The following is a 15,260-nucleotide window of genomic DNA, read 5'->3' as shown; positions in this document are numbered from 1 at the left end:
GGCGGCGCCGAACCCCGGATGCTATCGCATTCTTCCCCCCCGGACCGGCGCCATGCCGGGAGCTTGTCCGGACTCATCGGGGACAGGTCACAAATCTGCAATAATCGGCACCTTCGCCGGAACCTCCCCCCGCCTCCATGTTCGACCTCTTCCATGGCCTAGACCTCTGGGTCGGCCTCAGCCTCGTGCTGGCCCTGACCTTCGTCCTGGCCTTCGAATTCATCAACGGCTTCCATGACACGGCCAACGCCGTCGCCACGGTGATCTACACCAAGGCCATGCCGCCGCATCTGGCGGTGGTGCTGTCGGGGATCTTCAATTTTCTCGGGGTGCTGCTGGGCGGCGTGGGCGTGGCCTATGCCATCGTCCACCTGCTGCCGGTCGAATTGCTGATCAACGTGGATACCGGACGCGGCCTGGCCATGGTGTTCGCCATGCTGGCCGCCGCCATCGCCTGGAACCTGGGCACCTGGTATTTCGGCATCCCCGCCTCCAGCTCGCACACGCTGATCGGCTCCATCCTGGGCGTGGGCCTGGCCAATGCGCTGATCACCGACCTGCCGCTGGGCGACGGCGTCAATTGGGGCAAGGCCATCGACATCGGCCTGTCGCTGGTGGTCTCGCCGGTGGCGGGCTTCCTGATCGCGGGCGGCCTGCTGCTGGCGCTCAAGCGCTGGCTACCGCTGTCGAAGATGCACAAGACGCCCGAGCAACGGCGCGAACTGGACAACAAGAAGCACCCGCCGTTCTGGAACCGCCTGGTGCTGGTGCTGTCGGCGATGGGCGTGAGCTTCGTGCACGGCTCGAACGATGGCCAGAAAGGCATCGGCCTGATCATGCTGGTGCTGATCGGCATCGTGCCCGCCAATTTCGTGCTGGACACCAACAGCACCACCTACCAGATCGAACGCACCCGCGACGCCGCCACGCACCTGAGCGCGTTCTACCACCGCAACGAAGCCACGCTGGGCGACTATCTGGCGCTCAAGCGCGGCGGCGGCGCCTCGGACCTGCCGCCCAGCTTCCGCTGCGATCCCGAACTGACGCTGCCCACCATCGCCGCGCTGCAGGCCGACCTGCAGGGCGTGAGCCACTACGGCGACCTGCCGGCCGCCAAGCGCATCGACGTGCGCCGCTACCTGCTGTGCCTGGACGACACGGCCAAGAAGGTCGCGCGCCTGAAGGAACTGCCGGCCCGCGAACGCGCCGACCTGCAACGCCTGCGCACCGACCTGACCGCCACCACCGAATACGCGCCCTTCTGGGTGATCGTCGCCGTGGCGCTGGCGCTGGGCGCCGGCACCATGGTCGGCTGGCGCCGCGTGGTGCTGACCGTGGGCGAGAAGATCGGCAAGCAGGGCATGACCTACGCGCAGGGCATGTCCGCGCAGGTGACCGCCATGGGCGCCATCGGCCTGGCCAACGTCTTCAGCCTGCCGGTGTCGACCACGCACGTGCTGTCCTCTGGCATCGCCGGCACCATGATCGCGAACAAGAGCGGCCTGCAGGGCGGCACGGTGCGCAACATCCTGCTGGCCTGGGTGCTGACCCTGCCCGCCTCGATGCTGTTGGCCGCCGGCCTGTTCTGGGTCGGCGTGCGCATCGCGGGATAAGGCATCGCGGCCGCGCGGACCATCCGCGCGGCCGGCGCAACAGTCTGGCTACCGCGCCAGGCTATCTGCCGCCGCGTCCGGCGCCTAACATGACGCCATGAACGCATCCTCTCCCATCCTCCACTACATCTACGACCCGCTGTGCGGCTGGTGCTACGGCGCCGCGCCGCTGGTGGACGCCGCCCGCGCCGTGCCCGGCCTGGCCATCGCCCTCCACGGCGGCGGCATGATGGCCGGCAGCAACCGCCAGCCCGTCACCGACGCGCTGCGGCGCTACGTCATGCCGCATGACGAGCGCATCGCCGGCCTGACCGGCCAGCCGTTCGGCGCCGATTATTTCGATGGCCTGCTGCGCGACGGCGGCGCCGTGTTCGATTCCGAACCGCCCACCACCGCCATCCTGGCCGCCGAGAACCTGGCCGGCAACGGACTGGACCTGCTCAAGCGCATCCAGCGCGCCCATTACGTCGAAGGGCGACGCATCGCCGATCCCGCCGTGCTGCGGGAGCTGGCGGCCGAGATCGGCCTGGACGCCGACGCCTACGCGGCCGCCCAGGCCGACGCGGCCGGCGCCGCCACGCTTGATCACATCGCGCAAAGCCGCCGCCTGCTGTCGCAGATCGGCGGCTCGGGCTTCCCGACCTTCGCCCTGGAGCGCAAGGGCGGCTATGCCTTGCTGGAACCGGGCCGCTACCTGGGCCGGCCGACGCAGTGGCAGGCCGAGCTGCGCGAGCGGATCAAGGGCGCGGGCTGAGCCGCTCTGGCGGGACGCGCCGGTCACTTCGGCTTGTACGAATAGGCGGGGTCGGCGGGCAGCGGTAAGGTGGCGTCCATGCCTCGATTTCCGAGGCCAGGAGATGCCACCATGACCCACGCCGCCTATTCGAACAATTCCAGGGGCAACCCTCCCTCGGCCACTACCGGCATGACCGGTCCGCACCGCGTTCAGCCTCGGCGCCGGGTTACCCGCTCCAGGCAACAGGCCGGCCACCCGCATGCCCAGTCACACTCAGAGACGCTGTCCGGCCAGACGCCACAGCGGCAAACCATCGCCCAGGCATTGGCCATGCCCGGCATCGAAAACATCGAATTCGATCCGCCCCGTCTGGAACTCGTGTTCCAGCCATCCGCCGGCCAATGAGGTACGTGCTCGACACCAATGTCGTTTCCGAACTTCGCAAGGCAGGCGCCGGCCAGGCCAACGCCAAGGTGTCCGCATGGATAGCCAATGTGGACACGTCTGCCTTGTTCCTGTCCGCCATCACCGTCATGGAACTCGAAATCGGGATTCAACGCGCGGAGCGCAAGGATCCACGACAAGACATCGTGCTGCGCGCCTGGATGAACGGCCGCGTGATGCCCACGTTCGCCGCCCAGGTCTTGCCGATAGACGTCAAGATCGCGCGGCGCTGCGCCGCCCTGCACGTGCCGGACCTGCGCTCCGAACGGGATGCGCTGATCGCGGCGACGGCACTGGTACACGGCATGATCGTCGTCACGCGCAATGTGGCCGACTTCACGCCACTGGGCACGCCGTTGCTGAACCCCTGGTCATCCGACTGAAGCCGCCATGCACCGCGTGCCTCGCCCCGGCAGACCACCTGGCTTGCGGGCAAGTCCGGTTCTTGCCCCGCGCCTACTCCGCGTCACCCCCCAGCACACGCAGTTGCGCCTTCAGCCTGCGCACTTCCTGGCTCAGATCCAGAATCAGCGCCACGGCGTCCAGACCGGCGTCGAAATCACGTTCCAGCCGGCGCGCCTCGCGGGCGCGCCGCAGGTCCAGGCTGTGAAACCGCCATTCTTCCCGGCGGTCGCCGGCGGCGCTGACGATGCCCACCTCCACCAGGCGGGCCACCCATTCCACTTCGGCGCCGCAGGCGTGCGCCAGCTCGTTTGCGTCCAGTGGCTGCGACTTGCCCACCACGGTGGCGCTGGCGATGACGACTTTCTTCATGTTCAGGCTCCCAGGTGCCGGCGCGGGTTGAAGGGCAGGTCCTGCTGCATCTTGCGATAGGCCTGCTTGGCGGCCTCGGTGTCGGCCGGCGGCAGCGCCAATTCCAGCACCAGGTACAGGTCGCCGGGCGGATCGCCAGGTATGCCCCGGCCGCGCAGCCGCAGCTTGCGGCCATTGGCCGACCCCGCGGGGATGGACACTTCCACCGTGCCCCCGGGCGTGGGCGCCTCGACCTGCGCGCCCAGGGCCGCTTCCCACGGTGCCACGGGCAAGGACATGTACAGGTCACGGCCCTCGGCGCGATAGCGCGCATGCGGCTTGAAGCGCACTTCGAGATACAGGTCGCCGTTCTCGCCGCCGCCGTAGCCCGGCATGCCCTGCCCGCCCAGGCGGATGTACTGGCCTTCGCGCACGCCCGCCGGAATGCGCACGCTCAGGGTGCGCGTGCTCATCTGCGGGCGGCCTTGATCGTCCACCCGCATCGAGCGCAGGCTGATGTCGCGGGTGGCGCCATGCAGCGCGTCGTCGAGGTCGACCTCGATCGCCGCGTGATGGTCCTCGCCGCGCGCGCGGAAGTCCTGCTGCGGCGCATGCCGCCGCGCCCCGCCGAACAGGGACGAGAAGAATTCGCTGAATTGCGCCTCGTCGCCGGGCGCCGCGCCGCGATGGAACTCGAAACCTTCGTCCCAGCCGGGCGGCGGCTGGAAGCCGCCATCCGGCGACACGCCGGCCGCCAGGTTGTCGTAGGCCTGGCGCTTTTCCTGGTCGCGCAGCACGTCGTAGGCTTCGTTGACGTCGCGCATGCGGGCCTCGGCGTCGCTTTCCTTGCTGACGTCGGGATGATATTTGCGGGCGAGCTTGCGGTAGGACCGACGGATCTCGTCGTCCGAGGCGCTGCGCTCCACGCCGAGTATGCCGTAGTAGTCCTTGAACTCCATGTCCCAGCCCATTGAAAGGGTTGCAGCCGCCGGCCGCGCCGGAATCGGCCATCCAATGGATAGAAGATAGGGGCTGCGCGCCGTTTTTTCAATGCGTGGGCGCAGACGGTCGGCAACCGCGCCATAATTGCGGACGGGGCCGCTTGCCGCGCATGCCGGCCCCGGCACGCCGTCCAACGACGACGGCGCAACCAGAACCGGGACCGGCCGCCGGCAGGCAGCCAGGAGCCCATGCGACAAGGCGGAAGCGCAGGAACCCCATCATGCTGGAAATCATCGACGTCGATTTCAACAACCCGGAACATGGCCGCCAGGTGCTGGCCATGCTCGACGAATACGCCAGCGGCCCCATGGGCGGCAACACGCCCCTGCCGGCCCATGTCCACCGCGACCTGATCCCCGAACTGGCCCGCCGCCCCACCGCGCGCGCGCTGCTGGCCCGCGTGGACGGCCAGCCGGCCGGCGTGGCCATCTATCTCGAAGGCTTTTCCACCTTTGCCTGCCGTCCGCTGCTGAACCTGCACGACCTGGGCGTCTCGCCCCGCTTCCAGGGCCAGGGCGTGGGCAAGGCGCTGCTGACCGCGCTGGAACAGCGCGGCCGCGCGCTGGGCTGCTGCAAGATCACGCTGGAAGTGCTGGAAGGCAACGCGGTGGCGCAGGGCCTGTACCGCAGGCAGGGCTACGAAGGCTACGCGCTGGACGAGCACACGGGCCGCGCCATGTTCTGGCAGAAGAAACTGGCCGCCTGAATCCCCCCACTTTGCAACCACCACCCGCGCGACCGCGGGGCAGGATCGATCATGAAGATGAGCAACATCCCCTTCGGCACCACCGACTGGAACGAGGTCGAACGCACCGAGCATCCCGGCGAAACCGGCGTCGCCTACTGGCGCACGCGCCAGTTCGACGATGTACGCGTGCGCATGGTGGAATATTCCCCCGGCTACCTGGCGGACCACTGGTGCAGCAAGGGCCATATCCTCTTCTGCCTGGACGGCGAGCTGCACACCGAGCTCGAGGATGGCCGCCGTTTCGTGCTGACGCCGGGCATGAGCTACCAGGTGGCGGACCAGGCCGAGCCCCACCGCTCGTCCACGCCCACCGGCGCGCGCCTGTTCATCGTTGACTGAGGCGCCCGCGCGACACGCGAAATTTCAATTGCGTTACGCTGTAGGGCCGCATCGCCACGGCGGCGCGGCCCAAGGCTTGTCTACATCATCCAGCAACCGCCTGACCGGAGAACTCAATTGGGCGCCCCTTTCACGCTATTCGTCGATTCCCAGTTCCTCAGCCCCTACGCCATGTCGGCCTATGTCGCGCTGACCGAGAAAAAACTGGCCTTCGAAGTGCGCCCCATCGACCTGTCGGCGGGCGAGCAGCGCATGGTGCCCTTCCAGAGCCGTTCCCTCACGTCCCGCGTGCCCGCCCTGACCCACGGCGATTTCCACCTGACCGAATCGACGGCCATCGCCGAATACCTGGAACAGCTCTATCCGGCGCCCGATCATCTGGCGCTGTATCCCGAGGCCCCCCAGGCCCGCGCCCGCGCGCGCCAGCTGCAGGCCTGGCTGCGCAGCGACCTGGGCGCCCTGCGCCAGGAGCGCCCGACCGAAACCGTGTTCTGGGACCAGCCCGGCCAGCCCCTGTCCGGCGACGGCCACGCGGCCGCGGCCAAGCTGATCCAGGTCAGCGGGGCGCTGATCGGCGCCGGCCAGGCCACGCTGTTCGACGCCTGGAGCATCGCCGATGCCGACCTGGCCACCGCGCTGCGCCGCCTGTGGCTGGACGATCTGCTGACCGACACGCTGCGCGCCTATGCCGAGGCGCAGTGGCAACGCCCCAGCATTCGCAAGTGGCTGGATCACAACGCGGCCGCGCGACGCTGACGCCGGCGACGCGCCGCGATGAAGCTGCTCGACCACGTCTCCATCACGGTCCCTCGACTGGACGAGGCGCGCCCGTTCTATGACGCGGTGATGGATGCACTGGGCGCGTCCAAGGTCTACGACCGCGAGGACGCCCTGGGCTACGGCGAGCGCTGCCGCCCCGGCGACGCCGGCCATACCTATCTGTCGGTTTTCGCGTCCTCGCAGGCCGGCGGCGACGCGCGTCGCCACTGGTGCTTCAAGGCGGCCAGCAAAAGCGCCGTGGACCGCTTCCATGCCGCCGGCCTGGCGCATGGCGGCCGCGACGACGGCGCGCCCGGCCTGCGTCCGCACTATCACCCGCATTACTACGCCGCCTTCCTGCTCGATCCCTGCGGCAATCGCATCGAAGCCGTCTGCCACGACCCCGAGTAACGCTCCCGGCGCGCAGGCCGGCCGGGAACGATAAGAAGGGACGCATAGTCCGCCGAGGTTTGACCTGTATCAAACCCGCCTATGTTGCGATGCAACATCGATTGCGGTGTAATGGGGAGGTCAAGTCAACCGGTTCCACTCTGGAATCGGTCCGGCGTGCATCCATGCCGGAAAGCTACCCGCCTATACAGGAGATCGCCATGGCCGAACCCGGCAAGGATCGCGACCCCGCCCCGTCCGCCAACCCCTGGACGGCCGCCTATGAGTACGCAGTGGATGCCTGGCAACGCGGCGTCCTCTACGCCGACGTGATGCGCCAGCGCGGCAACCAGTACCACCAGCACATGGCCAAGCGCGCGCCCAACGTGCTGAGCATGGAATACGAGCTGGTGCTGGATGGCCGCGAATTCCCCCGTCCGGTCAACTACGGCCTGCTGCGCATCACGCCGCCCCAAGGCGTCGAAACCGACCCGATCAAGCGCCCCTTCCTGGTGGTCGACCCGCGCGCCGGCCACGGCCCCGGCATCGGCGGCTTCAAGCCGGAAAGCGAGATCGGCGTGGCGCTGCGCGCCGGACATGCCTGCTATTTCGCCACCTTCCTGCCCCAGCCCATGCCGACCCAGACGGTCGAGGACGTGATCCAGGCCGAGGCGCGCTTCCTGGAAGAGATCATCGCCCGCCATCCCGACGCGGAAGGCAAGCCCGTGGTCGTGGCCAATTGCCAGGCCGGCTGGCAGATCATGATGACCGCCGCCGTGCGGCCCGAGCTGTTCGGCCCCATCATCGTGGCCGGCGCGCCGCTGTCCTACTGGGCCGGCTGGCGCGGCATGAACCCCATGCGCTATTCCGGCGGCCTGCTGGGCGGCAGTTGGCTCACCGCGCTCACGAGCGACATCGGCAACGGCAAGTTCGACGGCGCCTGGCTGGTGCAGAACTTCGAGAACCTGAACCCGGCCAACACCCTCTGGAGCAAGCAGTACAGCCTTTACTCCAAGGTCGACACCGAGGCGGGCCGCTACCTGAGCTTCGAGAAATGGTGGGGCGGCCACGTGTTCCTGAACGGCCCCGAGATCCAGTACATCGTGGACAAGCTGTTCGTGGGCAACCGCCTGGCCACCGCCGGGCTGGTCACGTCCGACGGCATCCGCATCGACCTGCGCAACATCCGCTCGCCCATCGTCGTGTTCTGCTCCAAGGGCGACAACATCACGCCGCCGCCGCAGGCGCTGGGCTGGATCCCCGATCTGTACCAGGATGACGCCGAAGTGCTGGCCCACGGCCAGACCATCGTCTACGCCGTGCACGAGAGCATCGGCCACCTGGGCATCTTCGTGTCCGGCAGCGTGGCCCGCAAGGAACATCAGGAATTCACGTCGAACATCGACATGATCGACGTGCTGCCTCCCGGCATCTATCAAGCCGAGATCACCGACAAGACGCCGGACACGCCGAACGCCGACCTGGCCCAGGGCGACTACGTGCTGTCGTTCGAGGAGCGCCGGCTGGACGATGTGCGCGCCATCGTCGACCGCAAGGAAGACGACGACCGCCGTTTCGCCGCCGTGGCCCGCATCTCGGACATCAACCTGGGCATGTACCGCAGCTTCGTGCAGCCCTGGCTGCGCGCCACCGTGACGCCGCAATCGGCCGAATGGCTGCAGCGCCTGCATCCGTTGCGCCTGCCCTATGAGCTGATTTCCGACCGCAACCCGCTGGTCGCCCCCATCGCCCGCGTGGCCGAGCAGGTGCGCGAGCACCGCCAGCCCGTCTCGTCCGCCAATCCGTTCCTGGTGGCCCAGGAAATGGTGTCCAACTGGATCGAGACCAGCCTGAACATCTGGCAGGAATTGCGTGACTCGGCCGCCGAGCGCAGCTTCATGAGCATCTACGGTTCGCCAGTGGTGCAGGACCTGGCCGGCCTGGGCGCGCAGGACGGCCTGCCGCGCCGCCATCCCGGCGTGTCGCCCGAACACCGCGACTTCATGGTGGCCCGCGCCGCCGAGCTGCGCTCGCAACTGCAGGAAGGCGGACTGCGCGTGGCCGCCGTGCGCATGCTGCTGTACGTGGCCGGCGCCGAGGGCGGCCTGGACGAACGCAGCTTCGCGCTGATCCGCAAGATGCGCGCCGAGTCCGACAACGCCATGACGCTGCAGGAATTCAAGGACCTGACCCGCGACCAGGCGCTGATGTTGACGCTGGACGCGCCCGCCGCCATCCACGCCATGCCGCGCCTGCTGGAGGGCGAAACGCCCGCCGCCATCCGTACCGCGCTGGAAGAGATGAAGCGGGTGCTGGAAGCCGCCGAGCCGCTGAGCGCGGCGGCGCGCGAAAGCCTGGGCGAAATGGAGCATATCTTCGAGGCGGCCGCGCGCCGCGCCGAGCACCACGGCCGCAACGGCGCCACGCCGCGCGACACCGCCGCGCCACGCAAGGCCACGACTGCGCGCAAGACCGCCGCGCCGGCGCGCCAGCGCGTCAAGGCCGCCGTGGCCGATCCCGCCGTCGAGCCCGCCGGTGCGGCCGCGAAGCAGGCCGCCAGGCGCACCCGCGCCGTGACGGCGCTGGCCGCCGGAACAGGCGCGAAGGCCTCCACGAAGGCGGCAACCAAAACCGCGTCGAAGACCACAACCACAGCCGCCGCCAAATCGGCCGCCGCCCGCAAACCCGCCAACAACAAGACCAAACCGCAATGAACCTGCCGTCCTCCACGCATTACGACAAGCTCATCGCCCGCGCCCAGACCCTGTCGGCCGCGCCCTGCGCCATCGCCCATCCCTGCGACGAACCGTCGCTGTCGGCCGCGCTGGAAGCGCGCGACCTGGGCCTGCTGCAGCCCATCCTGGTCGGTCCGGAGCGCAAGATCCGCGAAACCGCCGCGCAGTTCCGCCTGAACCTGGGCGACGCGCGCATCGTCGACGCGCCGCACAGCCACGCGGCGGCCGAGACCGCCGTGGCGCTGGTGCGCAGCGGCGAGGCCAGCCTGCTGATGAAGGGCAGCCTGCACACCGACGAACTCATGCACGAGGTCGTCGCGCGCAACACCGGGCTGCGCAGCAGCCGCCGCATCAGCCATGTGTTCATCATGGAAGTGCCCACCTACCCGGAGCCGCTGTTCATCACCGACGCGGCGATCAACATCTTCCCCGACCTGGAAACCAAGGCCGACATCATCCGCAACGTGATCGACCTGCATCACGGGCTGGGCCTGGGCGAGCCGCGCGTGGCCATCCTGTCGGCGGTGGAACAGGTCACGCCCAGCATCCCCAGCACCATTGAAGCCGCCGCGCTGTGCAAGATGGCGGACCGTGGCCAGATCGCCGGCGGCCTGCTGGACGGCCCGCTGGCGCTGGACAACGCCATCAGCCCGGAAGCGGCCCGCATCAAGGGCATCCGCTCGCACGTGGCGGGCGTGGCCCAGGTGCTGGTGGTGCCGGACCTGGAAGCCGGCAACATGCTGGCCAAGAACCTGACCTTCCTGGCCAACGCCGAGGCCGCTGGCATCGTGCTGGGCGCGCGCGTGCCCATCATCCTGACCAGCCGCGCGGACAGCCCGCGCTCGCGCCTGGCCTCGGCGGCGGTGGCGGCGATCTACTCGCACCACCTGGCCCAGCAGCAGGCCCGCCCGCTGGCCTGAGGCCGGCCAGGCTTCGGTTTCGTCCTTCGCCCACCGCAACGGATTCCCCCATTCCATGTCCGACACCATCCTCGTCATCAACGCAGGCAGTTCCAGCATCAAGTTCTACCTCTACGACATCGACGGCAAGGAAGAGCTGGCGCCGCGCCTGGGCGGCCAGCTCGAAGGCATCGGCACCACGCACCCGCGCCTGCGGGTGCGCGATGCCGCCGGCCAGACGCTGGTCGAGCGCGACATCGCTCCCAGCCACGCGCCCGACGTGCCCAATGGCCAGGAAGTCGTGGGCACCTGGCTCAGCGGCCACCTGGGCGGCGCGCCGCTGGCCGTGGGCCACCGCGTGGTGCACGGCGGCCCCGAGCTGTCCGAGCCAGTGCTGATCGATGACGACATCCTGGCGCGGCTGGATGCCTACACCCCGCTGGCGCCGCTGCACCAGCCCAACAACCTGGCGCCCATCCGCGTGATCCGCGAGCGCCGCCCCTGGATTCCCCAGGTCGCCTGCTTCGACACCGCCTTCCATCGCAGCCATTCCGAGGTGGCCGACCGCTACGCCCTGCCCGACTCGCTGTACCAGCAGGGCGTGCGGCGCTACGGCTTCCATGGCCTGTCCTACGAGTACATCGCCCAGCGCCTGCAGCGCGCGCTGCCCGAGGTCGCGATGGGCAAGATCGTCGCCGCCCACCTGGGCTCGGGCGTGTCGGCCTGCGCCATCCACCAGGGCAAGAGCGTGGACAGCACCATGGGCTTCACCGCGCTGGAGGGCCTGCCCATGGGCACGCGGCCGGGCCGGCTGGACCCCGGCGTGGTGCTGTGGATGATGGAACGCGGCATGAGCCATGACGAGATCGAGCACCTGCTCTATCACGACTGCGGCATGAAGGGCCTGTCCGGCATCGGCAACGACATGCGCGAGCTGCTGGCCAGCGACGCGCCCGGCGCGAAACTGGCCCTGTCCTACTTCGCCTGGCGCGTGGCCGAGGGCATGGCCGGCCTGGGCTGCGCCATGAACGGCATCGACGCCATCGTCTTCACCGCCGGCGTGGGCGAGAACTCCCCCGCCATCCGCCAGGCCATCAGCGAGCACTGGGGCTGGCTGGGCATCAAGCTGGACCCGGAACGCAACGCCCATCAGGGGCCGCGCATCTCCAGCGACGACAGCCGCATCGGCGTCTACGTGGTCCGCACCAACGAGGAGCTGATCATCGCCCAGCACACGCTCGCCCTGGTGAAACAACGATGAACGCGCCGCTACCGCTGGCCGGCAAGCGCGGCCTGATCACCGGCATAGCCAATGCCGATTCCATCGCCTGGGGCTGCGCCAAGGCCTTCCGCGCCATGGGCGCCGAACTGGCCGTGACCTATCTGAACGACAAGGCCCTGCCCCACGTCCGACCCCTGGCCGAGCAGGTGCAGGCCGACGTGCTGATGCCGCTGAACCTGCTGCACGAAGGCGAACTGGAGGCCGTGTTCGAGCGTCTGGAGCGCGAATGGGGCGCGCTGGACTTCGTGCTGCATTCCATCGCCTTCGCGCCGCGCGAGGACCTGCACGGCCGCGTCACCGACTGCTCGCGGGCCGGCTTCCTGCAGGCCATGGACGTGTCCTGCTGGTCCTTCATCCGCATGGCCAAGCTGGCCGAGCCGCTGATGAAGAACGGCGGCGCGCTGTTCTGCATGAGCTACTACGGCTCGCAGATGGTGGTCGAGCACTACAACATGATGGGGCCGGTCAAGGCCGCGCTGGAATCGGCCACCCGCTACCTGGCCGCCGAGCTGGGGCCGCAAGGCATCCGCGTGCATGCGATCTCGCCGGGACCGCTCAAGACGCGCGCCGCCTCGGGCATCGCCGAGTTCGACACGCTGCTGGACCGTGCCCAGGCCAAGGCGCCCGCGCGCAGCCTGGTGTCCATCGACGACGTGGGCGAGGCCACGGCCTGGCTGGCCACCGATGCCGCGCGGCGCATGACGGGGCAGACGCTGTATATCGACGGCGGGTATCACATCATCGATTGAGCGCTGCGGCGCGCCCGGAACCGCTCCCTGGCCAGCGCCTCGACGCCCTCAAGCGCGCGCAGCGTCTAGGAGACCCCCACCAGGCGCAGTATCAGCAAGCCCATGCCGACGCCTGCGAGCGCGAGCAGAATCATCCAGGGTCGGATGCCGCTGCGCGGCACTTCGCCCGGCGCGGCAGCCATGCCGTCATCTGGCGGCGACACGAGACGAACGGCCGGCGCCGCATCGCGCTCGCCGGACATGTCCGCGCCCATGATCGTGCCGGGCTCCACGCCGTTGCGCGGTCCCGTCCATTGCTTGAGTTCGCTGATGTCCACGCCCGCCTGCCTCAGCATGTCCTGCAGGGATCCGCGGCCCATCTCCTGCTGCAAGGCTTCGATGCGCTCGCGCTGCTCGCGCGGAACCTGATCCAGGCTGTCGTAGCGACAGCCGTTTACCGTGACCGCGCCGTTCTTGATCCGGACGTCGAACGACCCTTCCTGGTCGCTGCCGGCATAGCTCCATTCTTCGCTGACATGGACGCTGCCATCGCCAGAGGCCTCAGCCCCGCCGGACGGCTCACTCGGCGAACCGCTGCTGGCGGACCAGCTGCGGGTCGTGGTGCTGTGACGCCAGGTCTTGCTGTGCTCGGTCATCGAATCGTCGCCCTCGATAGATCTTGCGGACTAGCGGCGCGCGGTCGCGAAACAGGAATTGCCGCATCCGTGCATTGAGCAGAATAGTCGAATTCCCCGTCAGAATGCCCTGGGCGGCGACAGCGCCCGGCACAGCCGCCCTTGCGCTGGCCGGCTCCAGGAGGAATGCGCCGCATCAGCCCAGCTCGGCCGGCGCCGGCTGGCGCCAGCGCTCGATGGCGTCCACCGCCTGTTCCGGGCTGCCGAAGATCTTGTCGCGACCGATCTTCTTCACCAGGCCCGAACGCTCCAGCGCGGTGCGGAACTGGCCGTGCCCGCCCGCCACCAATAGCGTCATGCCGCGCGCGTCCAGCTCGCGCTTGAGTTCGTACAGCGCCTCGACCGCGTCGGCGTCTGCCTGGGTCATGGCCTCGGCGTCCAGCACGAACCATTGCACGTCGCCGGCCTGGTCCATGACCTCGCGAGCGCGCCGCCGGAACGTGTCGGCATTGAAGAACCATACCGGCGACTCGAACAGCCAGATCACCGTGCCAGGCACGGGTTGCGCCTCCGGATTCAAGTGCAGCTTGCCCAGCACCGACTCGCCTGGCTGGCGCCCCAGCAGCGCGTCGCGCGGATTGCCCGACACGTACATGGCATAGAGCAGCGTCGCGCCCACCGACACGGCCACTCCCTGCAGCACGCCGAAGCCGACCACGCCGACCGCGGCCAGCACGCCGAACGCCAGCTCGATGCGGGAAATGCGGGCCAGCCGCATGAAGGCGTGCCCGTCGAACAGGCTGGCCGCCGCCAGCAGCAAAATGGCCGACAGCACGGCCTGCGGCAGCCAATAGAGCGGCCCGCTGAGCAGGCCCACGACCACGGCCAGCGCCGCCGCCGCGCTGATGCTGACCAGCGGCGACGAGCCGCCCGCCACCAGTCCCACCGCCGTGCGCGAGTCGGCGCCGGTCACGACGAAGCCCTGGAACAGCCCGGCGGCCACGTTGGCCGCGCCGAAGCCGACCAGTTCGCGGTTCGGATCGATATGCTCGCCGCTGCGGGCCGCGAAGCTGCGGGCGGTGACGATGCCGCTGGAAAAACTCACCACCAGCACGCCAGCGGCGCCCAGCAGGATGTCATCGACGCCGTCCAGCCGCACCGGCAGGCTGAGCGCCGGCAGGCCAGCCGGCACCTCGCCCACCACGGCGATGCCCATGCCGGGAAAATCGAAGGCCCAGGACGCCGCGCAGGCGCCCACCACCAGCAGGATGGGGCCGGGCCAGTTGGGCCGCCAGCGCTTGAGCGCGATCAGCAGCAGGCAGGAGCCCAGCCCCAGCGCCAGCGTCGGGATGCGGATTTCCGGCAGGCGGCGCGACAGCTCCAGGAAGGGATGGATCAGCCCGCTGTTGCGCAGGCCCACGCCGGTCAGGCCGCTGAGCTGCGACAGCGCCAGCGTGATCGCCACGCCCGCCATGTAGCCGATCAGCACGGGCCGCGACAGCAGGTTGGCCAATACGCCCAGCCGCAGCACCCGCGCGATCAGGCAGCCCACGCCCACGGTCAGCGCGATGCCGGTGGCCGCCCCCAGCCGGTCCTGCGGATCGGTCAGCGCCATGCCGGTGAGCGTGGCGGCGATCAGCGTGCAGGTCGCGGTATCAGGCCCGACGATCAGGGTGCGCGACGATCCGAACACCGCGTAGCCCAGCATGCCGGCGATCGCCGCCCACAAGCCGGCCACCGGCGGCACGCCCATCATGGCGGCGTAGGCCAGGCCCACTGGCAGCGCCACGGCGGCCACGCTCAGGCCGGCCATGACATCGCGGCGGGCGGCATCGCGGCTCAGGCCGCGCAGGTGGTTCAGGCCAGGGAAAAAGCGCAGGTTCATAGGCTGGGAAAGAAGCGTCGGTGGGACCGCCAAGCCTACACCAAGGCGGCTGTCCGGCGTCGGGGCCAGATCAACGGCCAAGACGACGATAGCCGGAACGGCGGGCGCCCGGCATCCCTTGCGCCGACGCGCGAAGAAAAACGCCGGTCCCGCCGCAAGGCCGAACCGGCGTTCTTGCCGGACGCGTCAACCAGGGACTCAGGCGGCGCGGGCTTCCAGCACGGCCACGGCCGGCAGCGTCTTGCCTTCCAAGGACTTCACGAAAGCGCCCCCCGCCGCGGGGGAGGTGACCACCGTCCCCCCGCTGCCCCA

16 protein-coding genes are annotated in these 15,260 nt (G+C 69.2%); 12 read left to right on the top strand and 4 right to left on the bottom strand.

Going from position 1 to position 15,260, the window contains the following annotated elements:
* The first annotated feature begins 137 nt into the window (after positions 1 to 137).
* The 4 genes from KDH83_RS21985 (at position 138) to KDH83_RS21970 (ending at position 3,176) form a co-directional block, all read left to right on the top strand.
* Complete coding sequence (locus tag KDH83_RS21985; RefSeq protein WP_103275831.1) at positions 138 to 1,613, top strand: inorganic phosphate transporter; 1,476 nt, start codon at positions 138 to 140, stop codon at positions 1,611 to 1,613.
* A gap of 97 nt (positions 1,614 to 1,710) precedes the next feature.
* A complete protein-coding gene (locus KDH83_RS21980; protein WP_212319814.1) occupies positions 1,711 to 2,367 on the top strand; it encodes a DsbA family protein in 657 nt (218 codons plus the stop codon).
* A 111-nt stretch (positions 2,368 to 2,478) separates the two neighbouring features.
* Positions 2,479 to 2,754 carry a hypothetical protein gene (locus KDH83_RS21975; RefSeq protein WP_212319812.1) on the top strand — a complete coding sequence of 92 codons (276 nt, stop codon included), beginning with the start codon at positions 2,479 to 2,481 and terminating at the stop codon, positions 2,752 to 2,754.
* Complete coding sequence (locus tag KDH83_RS21970) at positions 2,751 to 3,176, top strand: type II toxin-antitoxin system VapC family toxin (RefSeq protein WP_212319810.1); 426 nt, start codon at positions 2,751 to 2,753, stop codon at positions 3,174 to 3,176. Before KDH83_RS21975 ends, KDH83_RS21970 begins: the two co-directional genes overlap by 4 nt.
* Positions 3,177 to 3,249: 73 nt before the next feature.
* Here KDH83_RS21970 and KDH83_RS21965 read toward each other — a convergent pair whose 3' ends face one another.
* Both KDH83_RS21965 and KDH83_RS21960 read right to left on the bottom strand, forming a co-directional pair.
* Entirely contained in the window at positions 3,250 to 3,567 is a 318-nt protein-coding gene (locus KDH83_RS21965) for a chaperone modulator CbpM (protein WP_212319808.1), read from the bottom strand.
* Between the two features lie 2 nt (positions 3,568 to 3,569).
* Positions 3,570 to 4,505 (bottom strand): DnaJ C-terminal domain-containing protein, encoded by a 936-nt coding sequence (locus KDH83_RS21960; protein ID WP_212319820.1) that lies wholly within the window; start codon positions 4,503 to 4,505, stop codon positions 3,570 to 3,572.
* A gap of 263 nt (positions 4,506 to 4,768) precedes the next feature.
* On the opposite strand from KDH83_RS21960, the gene KDH83_RS21955 reads away from it, so the two are divergent.
* The 8 genes from KDH83_RS21955 (at position 4,769) to fabI (ending at position 12,449) form a co-directional block, all read left to right on the top strand.
* On the top strand, positions 4,769 to 5,254 hold the full coding sequence (locus KDH83_RS21955) for a GNAT family N-acetyltransferase (RefSeq protein WP_212319806.1): 486 nt from the start codon (positions 4,769 to 4,771) through the stop codon (positions 5,252 to 5,254).
* Between the two features lie 51 nt (positions 5,255 to 5,305).
* Positions 5,306 to 5,635 carry a DHCW motif cupin fold protein gene (locus tag KDH83_RS21950; RefSeq protein ID WP_212319804.1) on the top strand — a complete coding sequence of 110 codons (330 nt, stop codon included), beginning with the start codon at positions 5,306 to 5,308 and terminating at the stop codon, positions 5,633 to 5,635.
* 117 nt (positions 5,636 to 5,752) lie between these two features.
* Positions 5,753 to 6,391 (top strand): glutathione transferase, encoded by a 639-nt coding sequence (gene yfcF / locus KDH83_RS21945; RefSeq protein ID WP_212319802.1) that lies wholly within the window; start codon positions 5,753 to 5,755, stop codon positions 6,389 to 6,391.
* A gap of 18 nt (positions 6,392 to 6,409) precedes the next feature.
* The gene (locus KDH83_RS21940) at positions 6,410 to 6,805 is read left to right on the top strand and encodes a VOC family protein (RefSeq protein ID WP_212319800.1); all 396 of its coding nucleotides are present in this window, start codon (positions 6,410 to 6,412) and stop codon (positions 6,803 to 6,805) included.
* 200 nt (positions 6,806 to 7,005) lie between these two features.
* On the top strand, positions 7,006 to 9,498 hold the full coding sequence (locus KDH83_RS21935) for a DUF3141 domain-containing protein (protein WP_212319798.1): 2,493 nt from the start codon (positions 7,006 to 7,008) through the stop codon (positions 9,496 to 9,498).
* The gene (locus tag KDH83_RS21930; protein ID WP_212319796.1) at positions 9,495 to 10,439 is read left to right on the top strand and encodes a phosphate acetyltransferase; all 945 of its coding nucleotides are present in this window, start codon (positions 9,495 to 9,497) and stop codon (positions 10,437 to 10,439) included. The genes KDH83_RS21935 and KDH83_RS21930 overlap by 4 nt, the downstream gene beginning before the upstream one ends.
* 55 nt (positions 10,440 to 10,494) lie before the next feature.
* A complete protein-coding gene (locus tag KDH83_RS21925; protein WP_212319794.1) occupies positions 10,495 to 11,679 on the top strand; it encodes an acetate kinase in 1,185 nt (394 codons plus the stop codon).
* Positions 11,676 to 12,449: an enoyl-ACP reductase FabI gene (gene fabI / locus KDH83_RS21920; protein WP_212319792.1), complete on the top strand. Its 774-nt coding sequence runs from the start codon at positions 11,676 to 11,678 to the stop codon at positions 12,447 to 12,449. The genes KDH83_RS21925 and fabI overlap by 4 nt, the downstream gene beginning before the upstream one ends.
* A gap of 65 nt (positions 12,450 to 12,514) precedes the next feature.
* Here the strand turns inward: fabI and KDH83_RS21915 are convergent, their stop codons facing one another.
* Positions 12,515 to 13,084 carry a hypothetical protein gene (locus KDH83_RS21915; RefSeq protein ID WP_212319789.1) on the bottom strand — a complete coding sequence of 190 codons (570 nt, stop codon included), beginning with the start codon at positions 13,082 to 13,084 and terminating at the stop codon, positions 12,515 to 12,517.
* Positions 13,085 to 13,259: 175 nt separating this feature from the next.
* Positions 13,260 to 14,948, bottom strand: a complete 1,689-nt coding sequence (locus KDH83_RS21910) for a SulP family inorganic anion transporter (RefSeq protein WP_212319787.1) — start codon at positions 14,946 to 14,948, stop codon at positions 13,260 to 13,262.
* Between the last annotated feature and the right edge of the window lie 312 nt (positions 14,949 to 15,260).

The organism is Achromobacter sp. Marseille-Q0513, from assembly GCF_018195695.1.
In the GTDB taxonomy this organism is placed as follows: Bacteria; Pseudomonadota; Gammaproteobacteria; order Burkholderiales; family Burkholderiaceae_B; genus Achromobacter.
The sequence above is the reverse complement of the archived record's forward strand: the minus strand, read 5'-3'. Positions and strand labels throughout refer to the sequence as shown.